This window comes from Flavobacterium sp. GT3P67, from assembly GCF_004349155.1.
Lineage (GTDB): Bacteria > Bacteroidota > Bacteroidia > Flavobacteriales > Flavobacteriaceae > Flavobacterium > Flavobacterium ranwuense.
Genome location: NZ_SMLF01000001.1, coordinates 379,970 through 395,342, shown reverse-complemented (window position 1 = coordinate 395,342; position 15,373 = coordinate 379,970). Strand labels below are relative to the sequence as shown.

The 15,373-nt window shown below is 33.7% G+C and carries 11 protein-coding genes; 10 read left to right on the top strand and 1 reads right to left on the bottom strand.

Annotation, left to right across the window (positions count from 1 at the left end):
• Nucleotides 1–7 precede the first annotated feature (7 nt).
• The 10 genes from E0H99_RS01670 (at nt 8) to E0H99_RS01625 (ending at nt 14,626) form a co-directional block, all read left to right on the top strand.
• On the top strand, nt 8–2,206 hold the full coding sequence (locus E0H99_RS01670; protein WP_131990556.1) for a patatin-like phospholipase family protein: 2,199 nt from the start codon (nt 8–10) through the stop codon (nt 2,204–2,206).
• A 188-nt stretch (nt 2,207–2,394) separates the two neighbouring features.
• A complete protein-coding gene (locus E0H99_RS01665) occupies nt 2,395–3,552 on the top strand; it encodes a homogentisate 1,2-dioxygenase (protein ID WP_131990554.1) in 1,158 nt (385 codons plus the stop codon).
• A gap of 193 nt (nt 3,553–3,745) precedes the next feature.
• Nucleotides 3,746–4,906: a 4-hydroxyphenylpyruvate dioxygenase gene (gene hppD / locus E0H99_RS01660; RefSeq protein ID WP_131990552.1), complete on the top strand. Its 1,161-nt coding sequence runs from the start codon at nt 3,746–3,748 to the stop codon at nt 4,904–4,906.
• Nucleotides 4,907–5,200: 294 nt separating this feature from the next.
• Nucleotides 5,201–5,971 carry a DUF3108 domain-containing protein gene (locus E0H99_RS01655; protein ID WP_131990550.1) on the top strand — a complete coding sequence of 257 codons (771 nt, stop codon included), beginning with the start codon at nt 5,201–5,203 and terminating at the stop codon, nt 5,969–5,971.
• The gene (locus tag E0H99_RS01650; RefSeq protein WP_131990548.1) at nt 5,971–6,906 is read left to right on the top strand and encodes a tryptophan 2,3-dioxygenase family protein; all 936 of its coding nucleotides are present in this window, start codon (nt 5,971–5,973) and stop codon (nt 6,904–6,906) included. Before E0H99_RS01655 ends, E0H99_RS01650 begins: the two co-directional genes overlap by 1 nt.
• A gap of 20 nt (nt 6,907–6,926) precedes the next feature.
• The gene (locus tag E0H99_RS01645) at nt 6,927–8,147 is read left to right on the top strand and encodes a M23 family metallopeptidase (protein ID WP_131990546.1); all 1,221 of its coding nucleotides are present in this window, start codon (nt 6,927–6,929) and stop codon (nt 8,145–8,147) included.
• 186 nt (nt 8,148–8,333) lie between these two features.
• Nucleotides 8,334–9,977 carry a glucose-6-phosphate isomerase gene (gene pgi / locus E0H99_RS01640; RefSeq protein ID WP_131990544.1) on the top strand — a complete coding sequence of 548 codons (1,644 nt, stop codon included), beginning with the start codon at nt 8,334–8,336 and terminating at the stop codon, nt 9,975–9,977.
• Between the two features lie 316 nt (nt 9,978–10,293).
• A complete protein-coding gene (locus E0H99_RS01635) occupies nt 10,294–13,536 on the top strand; it encodes a carboxypeptidase regulatory-like domain-containing protein (RefSeq protein ID WP_131990542.1) in 3,243 nt (1,080 codons plus the stop codon).
• A gap of 94 nt (nt 13,537–13,630) precedes the next feature.
• The gene (locus E0H99_RS01630) at nt 13,631–14,065 is read left to right on the top strand and encodes a hypothetical protein (protein ID WP_131990540.1); all 435 of its coding nucleotides are present in this window, start codon (nt 13,631–13,633) and stop codon (nt 14,063–14,065) included.
• Nucleotides 14,066–14,146: 81 nt separating this feature from the next.
• Nucleotides 14,147–14,626, top strand: a complete 480-nt coding sequence (locus E0H99_RS01625) for a septal ring lytic transglycosylase RlpA family protein (RefSeq protein WP_131990538.1) — start codon at nt 14,147–14,149, stop codon at nt 14,624–14,626.
• 1 nt (nt 14,627) lies between these two features.
• Here the strand turns inward: E0H99_RS01625 and E0H99_RS01620 are convergent, their stop codons facing one another.
• Nucleotides 14,628–15,095, bottom strand: a complete 468-nt coding sequence (locus E0H99_RS01620; protein WP_131990536.1) for a CYTH domain-containing protein — start codon at nt 15,093–15,095, stop codon at nt 14,628–14,630.
• Between the last annotated feature and the right edge of the window lie 278 nt (nt 15,096–15,373).

Below are 15,373 nucleotides of genomic sequence, written 5' to 3'. Positions count from 1 at the left end.
GCACCTTATGAAGAAAATCATTCTATTATTCATTGTTTTTGCAAGTCTGACTGTGTCTTCGCAAGAGCAAAAGAAACCAAAAATTGGTTTAGTTTTAAGTGGCGGCGGTGCAAAAGGATTTGCGCATATTGGAGTTTTGAAAGTATTGGAAGAAGCGGGAATCAAGATTGATTACATTGGCGGAACCAGTATGGGAGCGGTTATTGGCGGTCTTTATGCTTCAGGATATAACGCAAGTCAGATTGATTCTATTTTTCATGCAACTAATTTTGACGAACTATTAAACGATTTTATTCCAAGATCTTCCAAAAATTTTTACGAAAAAAGAAACGACGAATTGTACGCGCTCGTTTTACCGTTTAGTAAACTCAAAATAGGAATTCCGGAAGCGTTGTCAAAAGGGATGTATAATTATAATTTGTTAAACAGAATTACCAGAAACGTTAGACATATTAAAGATTTTAATCAGCTTCCAATTCCTTTTTTATGTATTGGAACTGATATAGAAACCGGAAAAGAAGTGCTGTTAAACAAAGGAAATTTGGCACAGGCTATGATTGCCAGCTCTGCATTTCCGTCTTTGTTTTCTCCTGTGGAAATTGACGGAAGGGTGCTTGTGGATGGAGGTGTCGTTAATAACTATCCAATAGAGGAAGTACGAAAATTAGGCGCGGATATTATAATAGGTGTTGATGTTCAAAATGATTTGTTAGATAGGAGCCAGCTTAAAGATGCCACGAGAATCTTGGTCCAAATTACAAATCTTCAATCCATTGAAAGGATGAAAAAAAATGTAAAAGAAACGGAGGTCTATATAAGGCCGGATGTCAAAAATTACGGAGTTGTGTCCTTCGACAAAGGAAAGGAAATTATTAGAAAAGGGGAAGAAGCCACATTCTCAGTTTATGAAAAAATAAAATTACTTGCCGATGAATCTAACCCGTATAAGAAGCCGAATCTAAAATTAACAACAGACAGCTTGCAGATTATAGACATCAATAGCAATGAATTGGATAATTATACCAAAGAATATGTAATAGGTAAATTAAGATTTAAACCAGGAGCTAAAACGTGTTATGATGATTTGTTGAAGGGAATAAATAATATCAATGCGACTCAGAATTTCAGTGCTATATCCTATTCATTAGACGCAAATGAAAACGGGGATGATTTAAATTTAACTTTAAAAGAAAATCCTACAAAAACGTATTTGAAATTTGGATTGCATTATGACAATTTATTCAAGAGTGCCGTTTTGATTAACCTGACACATAAAAAAACATTTTTTAAAAATGACAGAACCTCTCTGGATATAGTTTTGGGAGATAATATCAGGTATAATTTAGATTATTATATAGAGAATGGATTTAATTTGAGTTTTGGTTTCAAATCGCAGTTCAATCAATTTAATAGAAACGTAGCCAAAGAAATAAGCAGTTTAGATTTAGGTGCTTTGGGTATAAATTCAATCAATGTTGATTTTCATGATTTAACAAATCAGGCTTATTTTCAATCTTTATTTGTTCAAAAATTTTTGATTGGCGGAGGAATTGAATTAAAATATTTAAAAATAAAGTCGGAAACATTGGCCAATGTTGATCCGGTAATTGATAATAGTAATTACTTAAGTCTTTTTGGTTATATGAAATTTGATTCTTTTGATAATAAATATTTCCCAAAAAAAGGATGGTATTTTTCAGGGGATATACAATCGTATTTGGTGTCTTCGGATTACACAGGGGTTTTTGAGCCTTTTTCCATCGCGAAAGCAGATTTTGGAGTGGCTGCAACACTTTTTAAAAATGTTACGGTTAAATTTCATACGGATGCCGGTTTCTCCTTTGGGAATGAAAGTGTTTCTTTTTTTAATTTTATTTTGGGAGGTTACGGTTACAATCCTATAAACAACTTCAAGTATTTTTATGGGTATGATTATTTAAGTATTGCTGCCAACAGTTATATAAAATCAACAGGAACGATTGATTATGAATTTTATAAGAACAACCATTTCAATTTTTCGGCAAACTTTGCTAATGTTGGCGATAAAATTTTCGAAACGGTAGATTGGATTTCAATCCCAAAATACTCAGGTTATGCAGTAGGGTATGGTTTAGAAACAAGAATTGGACCTATAGAAATAAAATATTCCTGGTCTCCGGAAAATGCAAAAGGATACACTTGGTTTAGTATTGGGTTTATGTTTTAATTGTAATTTAATTCAATAATAATTCCGATATTTGTTATCATGAAAACAACTTGGAGCGGTTTATTAGGATATCTGCAATTTCTCATCAAGAGGAATCCTGAATAAGTTGCATTTTTTTGATTTAATTAAATAAGTTTAGTTTGACAAAACTTTAAACTTTTAAACGTTAATTTTTAAGCAAAAGAATCATGCCTTTATATCATAAATTGGGAAACTTCCCCCAAAAGAGACACACACAATTCGAAAAGTCAAACGGCGGTTTATACTATGAACAGCTTTTTGGAACAGAAGGTTTTCACGGTCATTCGTCATTATTATATCACGTTCACAGACCAACACAGGTAAAGGAAATTCTAACATCCTACTCGGTGGAGCCTAAAATTGCCATTGGGAAAAATATAAAATCGTTGTTGTTAAAAGGTTTTGAGTTGAAGCCCGAAGATGATTTTCTGGACAGTCGCAAAGCGATGTTAGTCAATAAAGATTGTACTATTGGGTTGGCCGCGCCAAGACAATCGTTGCGCAACTATTTCTATAAAAATGCTGATGCGGATGAAATGATTTTCATCCATAAAGGGAAAGGAAAATTACGCACCATGATGGGAAATATTCCTTTCGAATATGGCGATTACTTAATTATTCCTCGCGGAATGATTTATCAAATTGATTTTGAAACATCGGAAAACAGACTTTTCTACGTCGAATCATTTGCGCCTTTTTACACACCAAAACGCTATAAAAACGAATCAGGTCAGCATTTAGAACATTCACCATTTTGCGAACGCGACTTTATCTTGCCGACAGAATTAGAGACGCACGATGAAAAAGGAGATTTTCTAATCAAAATCAAAAAAGAAGGAATGATACATGAATTCGTTTACGCTACGCATCCCTTTGATGTAGTAGGTTGGGACGGATATAATTTCCCTTATGGATTCAGTATTCATAATTTTGAGCCTATAACAGGTCGCGTGCACCAGCCACCACCGGTTCATCAAACATTTGAAACGGCAACATTTGTAGTTTGTTCGTTCTGTCCGCGATTGTATGATTACCACCCAAAAGCAATTCCAGCACCTTATAATCACAGTAATATTGACAGTGATGAGGTTTTGTATTATGTAGATGGCGATTTTATGAGCCGCAACAATATCGAGCAAGGACACATTACATTGCATCCAAAAGGCATTCCGCATGGACCGGCACCAGGAGCAATGGAACGCAGTATTGGCCAAACCATAACCCACGAATTAGCAGTAATGGTCGATACGTTCCGCCCCTTAATGGTAACCGAAGAAGCCATGGGATTAGATGATGGTCAGTATTACAAATCTTGGGTAGAATAATAAGGAGCTATTTCCTGCTGTGCGCTTTATCTTATTCTGGCTAAAGAAGCCAGAAAAAGGATGCCGCTTCCATCAGGGCTAGGGCTTTAGAATAAATAACAACATTTTTTTAAATTAATAAATCCGCGTAAATCTGTTTTATCCGCATCATCTGCGTTCCAAAATTAGTTTACCGAATCAAAAAATAAATACCATGTCAAAAGAAGTAAAATCAGTAGAATACGGACTAGAAAAAATATTTGAAGGAGCGCAAGATTTCCTTCCGTTATTAGGAACCGATTATGTAGAATTCTACGTAGGAAACGCAAAACAATCCGCACATTATTATAAAACCGCTTTCGGATACCAGTCATTGGCCTATGCCGGATTAGAAACCGGAGTAAGAGACAGAACATCGTATGTGCTAAAACAAGATAAAATCCGCATTGTATTAACCACACCATTAACACAAGATTCTCCCATACACGAACATTTGAGAAAACATGGTGACGGGGTGAAAGTTGCGGCACTTTGGGTAGAAGATGCAACCAGTGCTTATGAAGAAACCATGAAACGTGGCGCGCGCTCTTTTATGGAGCCTACAGTGGAAAAAGATGAGTTTGGAGAAGTAGTCCGTTCGGGTATTTATACCTACGGCGAAACGGTGCATATTTTTGTAGAGCGAAAAAATTACAATGGTGTTTTCTTGCCAGGATACAAAGAATGGAAATCAGATTACAATCCGGAGCCAACAGGATTAAAATATATAGACCACATGGTAGGTAATGTGGGTTGGAACGAAATGAATACTTGGGTTAAGTTCTATGAAGACGTCATGGGATTTGTGAATTTCCTTTCCTTTGATGACAAACAAATCAATACCGAATATTCGGCGTTGATGAGTAAAGTAATGTCCAATGGGAACGGAAGGATTAAATTCCCAATCAACGAACCCGCCGAAGGAAAGAAAAAATCACAAATTGAGGAATATCTGGACTTTTATGGTGGACCTGGAATTCAGCATATCGCTATTGCAACGGATGATATTATCAAAACAGTATCTCAATTGAAAGCAAGAGGAATAGAATTCTTATCTGCTCCTCCACATACGTATTACGAGGCAATTCCGGAGCGATTGGGCGATCATATGAAAATGATGAAAGAAGATTTAAACGAAATCGAAAAGCTTGCCATTATGGTCGATGCCGATGAAGAAGGGTATTTATTACAAATATTTACAAAGCCTGTACAAGACCGACCAACCTTGTTTTTTGAGATTATTCAAAGAATGGGAGCCAAAGGCTTTGGTGCGGGTAACTTTAAGGCGCTATTTGAATCAATTGAGAGAGAACAGCAATTGCGAGGAACGCTGTAAAAAAGCATTATTTTTGCATATTGTGAAAAAATAACCGACAAACAACATGTTTCTTTGTAAATGTTGTGTTAAACTTTATTTTTCGCTAAAATAACTGGATTTGTTAGCTACCTTTGCACTCGCAAAAAGGAAGGGGTGGTTTCCTTCCTGATTTCATATAAATTTCATAGTTTATAGTTTTTTGGTTAGTTAATAGCATAAAAACTCAGTCATTATTTGACTGAGTTTTTTTGTTTTAATATATTTGGAACAAAATTTGTTATTAGAGTCACTGAATTGACTAATAAAGTAATGATGAAAAAAATAATACTATTCTTTGTGTTGGTAATGACCGTAAGTTTTGATTCTCCAAAAGAGGATGCTTATGACGTGGGAGAATGGTTCAAATTTCGAATTCATTATGGGATAGTCAATGCCGGCTATGCCACACTGGAAGTAAAAGACGCTACCGTGAATGACAAAAAGACGTTTCATGTTGTAGGTAGAGGATATACTACCGGAATGTCTCGATTTTTCTTTAAAGTAGACGATTTATACGAAAGCTATATTGACAAGGATACCAGAAATCCATACCAGTTTGTCCGAAAAATTAATGAAGGGGGCTACACTAAAAATCAAGAAGGCTTTTTTAATCAATCTACAAATAGAGTTCTTGTCAAAGATTACAAACATAAAACAGAGAAGACGCTTTACGTTCCTAAAAACACACAGGACATTTTGTCTACCTTCTATTATCTAAGAAATTATCCGGGAATTGATAAGCTAAAAATAGGAGAATCAGTTGCGATTGATATGTTTTTTGATGATGAAACCACAAAGTTTAAACTTAAGTTTATAGGTCGTGAAAATATCACGACTAAATTTGGTGTGGTATCAACAATGGTGTTTAGACCTTTAGTACAATCAGGGCGTGTTTTTAAAGAACAAGAAAGTCTTACCGTTTGGATTTCAGATGACGATAATAAATTACCAATCAGAATAAAAGCCAACTTGGCAGTAGGTTCAATAAAAGCAGATATAGATGCATATAGAGGATTGAAAAATCCTTTTAAAACAAATAAATAATGAATAACATTGATAGTTCAGAAGCGATTTTAAAAGAAATTGAAATTAAATACCAAGCAATAAATCAAAAAACAGAGACACAGCTGGAAGGATTGTTATGGTCAAAACCAATTACGTATTGGGATTATATTCAAACGGATGCATTATTGGGTCTTCAAATTCAAAGAACAACACTTCCTGATGAAATGGTTTTTATCATGTATCACCAGGTTAATGAATTGATATTTAAGATGATACTTTGGGAAATGCATCAAATTTCTTATTGTAAAAATATCAAAACTGATTTTTTTACTGAAAGATTAATGAGAATAAGTCGGTATTTTGATATGCTGACAACTTCTTTCGGTATTATGGAAAATGGAATGGAAGTGGATCAATACATGAAATTTAGAAATACGCTAACTCCTGCCAGTGGTTTTCAAAGCGCGCAATACCGTTTAATAGAATTTTCTTCCACTGACCTAATAAATCTTATCGATCACCGTTATAGAGATTCAATAGATAGAAATACGCCTTATGAATTTGCCTTAGAGCATTTGTATTGGCAAGCGGCCGGAAAAGATTATCATACCGGTAAGAAATCTTTTTTACTGGAGGAGTTTGAAAAAAAATATAAGAAGACGTTCCTAAATCATATGGAAGAATACAATACCATAAATATTTGGCAAAAATTCAAACAGCTTCCAGATTTAGATCAAAAAAATCCAGAGTTAATAGTAGCGATGCGTCATTATGATCATACGGTGAATATCACTTGGGTAATGCAGCATTTGAATACGGCAAAGAAATATATTGACCAGAGCGGTAAAGGGGATGGTGAAGCGACGGGTGGAAGTGACTGGAAAAAATACATGCATCCAAAATACCAACGCAGGATATTTTTTCCGGAATTATGGTCGGCAGAGGAACTAGCGCATTGGGGTGAAGAAAAATAATTTGAATAAAAAAACATAGTTTGAAACAAATATTATTAGCAATTATAGTATTATTTTCTTTGATTTCTTGTAATAAATCAGATGAAATTATAGAAAAAGAAATTATAAAACCAGCAGTTAAAAAGATAGAGTTTGGGTTTAAATATTCTGATTTTAATGTTATTCAGGATACTATAAAAAAAGGAGACACTTTTGGGACTTTACTAGAAGAGCAAAATATTGGAGAGCGAGAAATATATGATATTGTCGCTAAAGTAAAAGACACTTTTGATGTGAGAACCATCAGGATAAATAAACCTTTTACAATGCTTCGGTCAAAAAACAAGAAGAATGATTTACAGGTTTTTATATATCAGCCGGACGCACTAAACTATTATGTAGTCGATTTCCGTGATACCGCTATTGTTGTTTATAAAAAAACAAAACCCATAACCATTAAGCGACGCACCATTGGCGGGGTTTTGAAAGAATCATTGTCTGAGACTTTAGGCAATGCCAAGATTGAAGGGGCATTGGCAAGTAAAATTTCTAAAATTTATGCTTATTCCATTGATTTTATGAAACTCAAAAAAGGAGATCGTTTTGCGATAACTTTTACGGAACGATTCATAAATGATTCTGTTTATGATGGAGTGGAAGAACTGGAAGCATCCTTTTTTGAATACAAAGGAAAAATTATTTACGCATTTCCTTTTGCTCAAAATCCGGACTCAGATAAAATAGAATATTACGATGAAGATGGAAAAACGTTAAAAAATTTCTTTCTTAAATCTCCAATAAAATTCAGTAGAATATCCTCTCGATTTTCAACTAGTCGATTTCATCCTGTTCAACACAGATGGAAAGCGCACAAAGGAACGGATTATGCGGCGCCACGCGGTACGCCTATAACTACAACGGCTGGCGGAGTTGTGGAGCAAAGTGGTTTTACGGCCGGAAACGGGAATTTTGTAAAAGTAAAACACAACGGAACCTACTCAACGCAATATTTACACATGTCTAAAATATTGGTAAGACGGGGGCAACGTGTCAGTCAGGGACAGGTTATCGGTTTAGTAGGAAGCACAGGTTTGGCAACAGGGCCGCACGTTTGTTATCGATTTTGGAAAAACGGTAAACAAGTGGATGCACTAAGACTTAAATTGCCTAGCGGTGAGCCGATGAGCGGAAGAAATAAAGACCGATACATTAAAACGATTACTCCGTTAAAGTTTGAATTGGATAGTGTTGCCAATTTATAATTCGATAATTTAAATTAACTAAAAAGTTTACTTGGCGAATAAATAGAAACAATTAGCGTGATTATATGTCAACCACTATTTGGTGTTTTTCCTGCTAAATTGTTATATAATTCAAAAGTCATTTAGCGTTAAAACTAATTTCAGTATTTTTGCCAGAATTTAAATAATACTACAAACTACCTATAAATGGCTCTAAATACTATAAACCCAACAGAAACGAACGCTTGGAAGAAACTTGAGATGCATTACAACGAAATGCAAAAAGCTTCGATGCAAGAATTATTTCAATTGGACGCAACCAGAACTGAAAAATTCAATTTGAAATGGAATGATTTTTTAATTGACTATTCAAAAAACATTATCAATCAAGAAACACTTCAGTTGTTATTGGAATTAGCAGAAGAAGTAGGTCTTAAAGGCGCCATTAAAGACTATTTTGATGGCGAAATAATCAATCAAACGGAAAACAGAGCTGTACTTCATACCGCATTGCGAGCCAAAGAATCAGCAGTTATAAATGTTGATGGAGATAATGTGGTTTCTGAAATTTATGAAGTAAAAAGCAAAATAAGAACATTCACGAATCAGGTTACTTCAGGTGAAAGAACTGGTCACACGGGAAAACCTTTCACGGATGTTGTCAATATAGGTATTGGAGGTTCTGATTTAGGACCTGCTATGGCGGTTGAGGCATTACAATTTTATAAAAATCATTTAAATGTTCATTTTGTTTCAAATGTGGACGGCGATCATGTAAATGAGATTATAAAAAAACTAAATCCGGAAACTACGCTTTTTGTAATTGTTTCTAAAACATTTACAACACAAGAAACATTGACCAATTCTGAAACTATCAGAAAATGGTTCTTAGAATCAGCTACTCAAGAAGATGTGGCCAAGCATTTTGTTGCGGTTTCCACCAATATCCAAAAAGTAACAGAGTTTGGGATAAACCCGGATAATGTATTTCCTATGTGGGATTGGGTTGGCGGAAGATTCTCTTTGTGGAGTGCCGTTGGACTTACAATAAGTTTAGCCGTTGGATACGATAATTTTGATGAATTGTTAGAAGGGGCGAATGAAATGGACGAACATTTCAAAACTGCTGATTTCGATAAAAATATGCCGGTAACATTGGCTTTATTGAGTATTTGGTACAATAATTTTTTTGGTGCCGAAAGCGAAGCCTTAATTCCTTACACGCAATATTTGCAAAAATTAGCTCCTTATTTACAACAAGGGACTATGGAAAGTAACGGTAAAAGTATAGGTCGTGATGGGAAGCCGGTAGACTATCAAACAGGAACTATTATTTGGGGAGAGCCAGGAACTAATGCACAACATGCATTTTTTCAGTTAATTCATCAAGGGACAAAATTAATCCCAGCAGATTTTATTGGGTTTATAACTCCTTTATACGGTGATAACGATCATCATGACAAACTAATGTCTAACTTTTTTGCGCAAACGGAAGCGTTAATGCATGGAAAATCTGGAGAACAGGTTCAGGCGGAATTCGACAAACAAGGTGTTTCAGAAGAGAAGGCTAAGTTTCTTTTACCGTTTAAAGTTTTCACGGGCAATAAGCCTACAAATACCATTTTAATCCAGAAATTAACTCCAAAAACCTTGGGTTCTTTGATCGCTTTATATGAACACAAGATTTTTGTACAAGGAATTATCTGGAATATTTTTAGTTTTGATCAATGGGGTGTAGAATTAGGAAAACAATTGGCGAATTCTATTTTGGAGGAGATTAACACAAAGACAGTCAAAAATCATGACAGTTCTACAACCTTTTTATTGAATCATTTTTTGCAGCATAAATAAGTTTTTTTATTCTTAATAGATATTCTAAATGACAAAACCTTGACTTTTTTAAGCCAAGGTTTTGTCATTTAGGGGATTAAATGATTTTTTTTTAGAATTAGTAGGATATTTTTGATTCAGTTATGTCATGATTTTTTTGATTAATAAGATGAAAATACTATGCATGAATAGTAATTATGTATTTTTTTAACAAAAAAATAAAATAAATCATTTTTAAGATAAAAATCCTACTTAAAAATGTGCCATTCTTAACGTTATGTTAACTTTTTAAGTAAAAAATGTTATATTTTTGCCAAATATTAATAAACTAAACAAAATGAAAAAATTATTAAAATTATTTTTAATTCTAGTTGTAATAATGTTCGCCAATCCTGGAGTTTATGCACAGGGTAACACAACCTCTTCCATTAGTGGTAATGTTTATGATAAGGATTCTCAAACCTTACCTGGGGCATCAATTCTTGCGACACACACTCCATCAGGTACTCGATACACTGCATCTACAGATGGCACGGGTAACTTCAGAATATCTAACATGAGAGTTGGAGGTCCATACAAAATTGTAATTACTTTTGTTGGATTTAAAACTTTTGAAGATAGTGATGTTTATCTTCAGTTAGGGGATTCAAAAGATTTTAAAGTGGTCTTGCAAGAAGAATCAAATGAATTACAAGAAGTTGTAGTTAGAACTTCAAGAGATAATACTTTTAATTCACAAAGAACTGGAGCTCAAACAGTAATTAATTCAGATAAAATTAAAGCATTGCCTTCTTTATCTAGAAATATTTCAGATTTTGCCAGACTAACACCACAAGCTCAATTAAGAGGTGATGATGTTTTATCTATCGGAGGTCAAAACAACAGATTCAATGCTATTTACATTGATGGTGCTGTAAGTAATGACGTTTTTGGATTAGCTGCTAATGGAACTAATGGAGGTCAAACAGGAGTAAGTCCTATCTCTATTGATGCAATTGAGCAATTTCAAGTAAGTGTTGCTCCTTATGATGTAAAACTATCTGGTTTTGCTGGTGGAGCAATTAGCGCGATTACTAAATCAGGAACTAATAATTTTGAAGGTTCAGCTTATTTCTTTAATAGAGATGAAAATTTGGCAGGAAAAACACCTCCTTCATTAGCGGGAACAAATGGAAGAAAAAAATTAGCTGATTTTTCTGCTCAAACTTATGGTGTTCGTGCAGGTGGAGCTTTAATTGAAGATAAATTATTTTATTTTGTTAATTATGAGAGACAAGATAATGAAACTCCACAGCCATTTGATTTATCAACTTATACAGGATTGTCTGGAAGCAGATTGGGAGAATTAAGAACTAAACTTGCTACTTATGGATATGATCCAGGTTCTTTTGAAAACAATGTAAGAACTCTTGTAAGTGATAAGTTGATTGGTAAGATAGATTGGAATATCAATGATAATCATAAATTATCTTTGAAACACAGTTATGTAAAAGCGGAGAATTTTTCGCCAAGTAGATCTTCTGCAACTGCAATAAGTTTTATAAACGGTAGCCAGTTATTCAATTCTACAACTAATTCTACAGCTTTAGAATTAAACTCAAGATTTGGGAATAAATTTTCAAATAATTTAGTTGTTGCTTACACTAGTGTAATCGATGATAGAGATGCATCAGGAAGTCCTTTCCCAACGGTTCAGATTTTTGATGGTGCGAATCAAAGTATTTTCTTTGGAGCAGAGGGATTTTCTACAGCAAATCTTTTGGATCAAAAAACATTGACTATTTCAGATAATTTTGAAATTAATGCTGGAATGAGTAAAATAACTATTGGTACTCATAATGAATTTTCAAAATCAAGAAATGTTTTCTTTGGAAATAATTTTGGATCTTACAGATACGCTACTTTAAACGATTTCTTAAACAATGCAAAACCGAATAGATTCCAATTAAACTATTCTTTAATTGGTGGTGAGGGTGATGATTCTCAAGGCGCAGCTGAATTTGGGACTAAACAATTCGGATTCTACATTCAAAATGATATGAAACTGAACAGTAATCTTAAAGTTTCTTATGGTATTAGAGTAGATATTCCTGTTTGGGAAGATGGATTAGGGAATAATGACTTTAATAACAGAACAATTGGTTTGTTACAAGCGGCTGGTAAAAATTTAAAAGGAGCAAGAGTAGGAGAAGGTATTGCAAATTATACACATTTTGCACCACGTTTCGGCTTCAATTACGATCTTAACGGAAAAAAATCTACTCAGTTTAGAGGTGGATTAGGTATATTTACTTCTAGATTGCCTTTAGTTTGGCCAGGAGGGACTTATAATAACAATGGTGTTTCTCAAGGTGCCATTTCAATAACAAGTCCTACAGGAATGCCTTTGTTTAACCCAAATCCAAGTGTTGCTAGTCAAATTGCACCGCTTCCTGCATCATATCCACGTCCAGGCTCAGGACGTACAGGAGGAAATGTTGATTTGTTTGCAAAAAATTTCAAATTGCCTCAAGTATTCAAAGCAAGTTTTGCAGTTGATCAAAAATTACCATTAGGTTTTGTTTTGACATCTGAAATTACTTATAATGATAATATTAGTGCAATCATTTATGAAAATTTGAATATCAAAGCTGCTTCAAGCGCTTTAACAGGGGCTGATACAAGACCTCGTTATAATGGAAACAGCAGAGTAGATCCTTCTTATTTAGGAATTTATTTAGCTTCTAATACAGATGAAGGTACAGCTTACAATCTTGCTTTTACATTGACTAAAAATTTCAGATCTGATTTCATTGATGCTAATATTTCTGGAACTTATTCTTACGGTAAATCAACTGTTTTAATGGATGCGACTTCTTCTCAAAACAGTTCACAATGGAATAATACAGAAACTGTTAATGGTGCGAATTATTTAGCGCTTTCAAGATCTGATTTTGATCAAGGAAGAAGAATTATCTCTAATGGTAATGCAACATTCAAATGGAATAAATTCACTAAATCTAGAATTGGTGTATTTTACGAAGGTGCTCAAGGAACTCCAATCAGTTATGTTTATAATGATTCTGGTCGTTTATTACAAGACACATTCTCTAATTCAGCATTGATTTATGTTCCTGCTGCACAAAGTGAGATTAGACTTGTTTCCACTTCTGCAAATACTTTAACTCCACAACAACAATGGGATGCTTTAAGTACTTTTATAGAAGGTAATGAGTACTTAAGAGGTAGAAAAGGTGGTTATGCTGAGCGTAATGGTGACCGTTTAAAAACAAGCCATGTTGTAGATTTAAAATTCGCTCAAGAATTTACTATCAATGTAGGTAAAAAGAAGCATACACTTGAATTTACTGCGGATATTTTTAATTTCACAAACCTTTTGAATAAAAATTGGGGAAAAAGATATTTTACAAATTTTGACCAAGTACAATTACTTCAACAAGTTGGATTCTTAGCGGATAACACAACTCCAACATTTAGTTATAATCCAGCTGTAGCAAACAGTATTAACCAAGCTGATGATGTAGGTTTAAACTCATCTAGATGGCAAATGCAAACGGGTGTTCGTTATACGTTCAACTAAGTTTAGCTAAAAATATTGCAACCCTCATTTCAATTGGAATGAGGGTTTTTTTATGCCTTTTTTTCTTATATTTGTTAAAACAAAAACATTATCTATGTACGATTTTATTCAAAAATTTCATTCTGGTTGGGGGTATTTAGCACTTTTAGTATTAGTGATCGCAGTTGTTAATTCCTTCATTGGGATGTCTTCTAAAAAAGATTTTACTTCAAAAGACAGGAAAATTGCTTTGTTTGCATTAATAGCAATTCATACTCAATTGTTAGTTGGGTTAATTTTATATTTCGTGTCTCCTAATGGATTAAATATGATAAAAGCAGTTGGAATGGGTGGATTAACAACCGAGAGCAGATTACTGGCTTTAGAGCATCCTTTAATAAATATTATTGCAATTGTTTTAATCACTATAGGTTGGTCAAAACATAAAAAATTAATAGCTAGTGAATCAAAATTCAAAACCTTTTCTATTTTTTATGGTTTAGGATTACTACTTATTTTAAGTAGGATTCCATGGAAAATTTGGTTTTAAAAACCAATTAAAGCTCTAGAAATAGAGCTTTTTTTATCTAGGTATGGTTTTTGTAAAATAGATTTAACTAATACGATATATATGAAAAAATCAATAACATTATTTTTTTTACTTGCAATTATTAGCTTAGTCAGCAGCCAAAGTTCAATTTCAGAAAAACAAAAAGCTGCAACACAAAAAGATACGCTCAGGAAGGGTAAGGCATTAATTGAATTGCAAGAAAACAAAATAGATTCTTTAATAACTTCATTAGGAAAATTTAAAATCTATAAAAAAGAAGCACATGCATCCTATTATGCAGATAAATTTAATGGAAGACGAACTACAAGCGGCAGTAGATTCGATAATAATAAATATACTGCAGCACACAAAAAACTGCCTTTTGGTACAAAAGTAAAAGTGACTAATGAGAAAAATGGGAAGTCCGTAATTGTGGAAATTACCGATAGAGGGCCATTTGTTAAATCTAGAGAAATTGATCTTTCAAAACGCGCATTTATGGATATTGCCTCCAATAAAAGCAGTGGTGGAATGAAAGTAACAATGTCAATATTAAATTAAATTACCAGTTTTTGTAAGGATTAGTGCTTAAATAAGCATTGTAATAACGGTTGCTGTTTGTCACTTCTTCACCTAGCCAACTTGGTTTTTCAAAAGTTTCCATTTCAGAATCAAGCTCAATTTCGGCGACAATTAATCCTTCGTTTTCACCATAAAATTCATCAACCTCATAAATATGATTGCCTTGTTTTATCTCAAAACGGATTTTGTCAATGACACCTTTTTCGCATAACAATAACAATTCCTTTGCTTCAGCAACAGGAATTTCTTTTTCCCACTCAAAACGGGACATTCCGGAATCATTTGAAATCCCTTTTATAGTCAAATATCCTTTGTCGCCTTTTATGCGTACGCGTACCGTACGTTCTGGAACGGAACTCAAATACCCTTGTGCAATATGGTTTTGAGCGAAAGCTTCTTTCTTGAACGAATCATCTGTGACCAAAAATTTTCTTTCTATTTCAATCATTTTTTATAAATATTTTGGAGCTATTTACTTCTTCAGTTTGCATCGCTCGTGTCCAGCTATTCGTTTCAATTTCTCAATCATAAAACTTTTTTTCTATTTTAAAAAAAGGAGCTTCTTGGGTCGCTCTTTTTTAAAAATAAAAAATAGTTTTTTTCAATCGAAGATTTCCACTTCTATCTGGGCTAATCCAGAAACTCAAAGGTATCAAATATTTCTATTTTTCGTACTTATACCATTTAAGCTTTCTTTTTAATGGAATAAAACAGCGTCTATTTGCC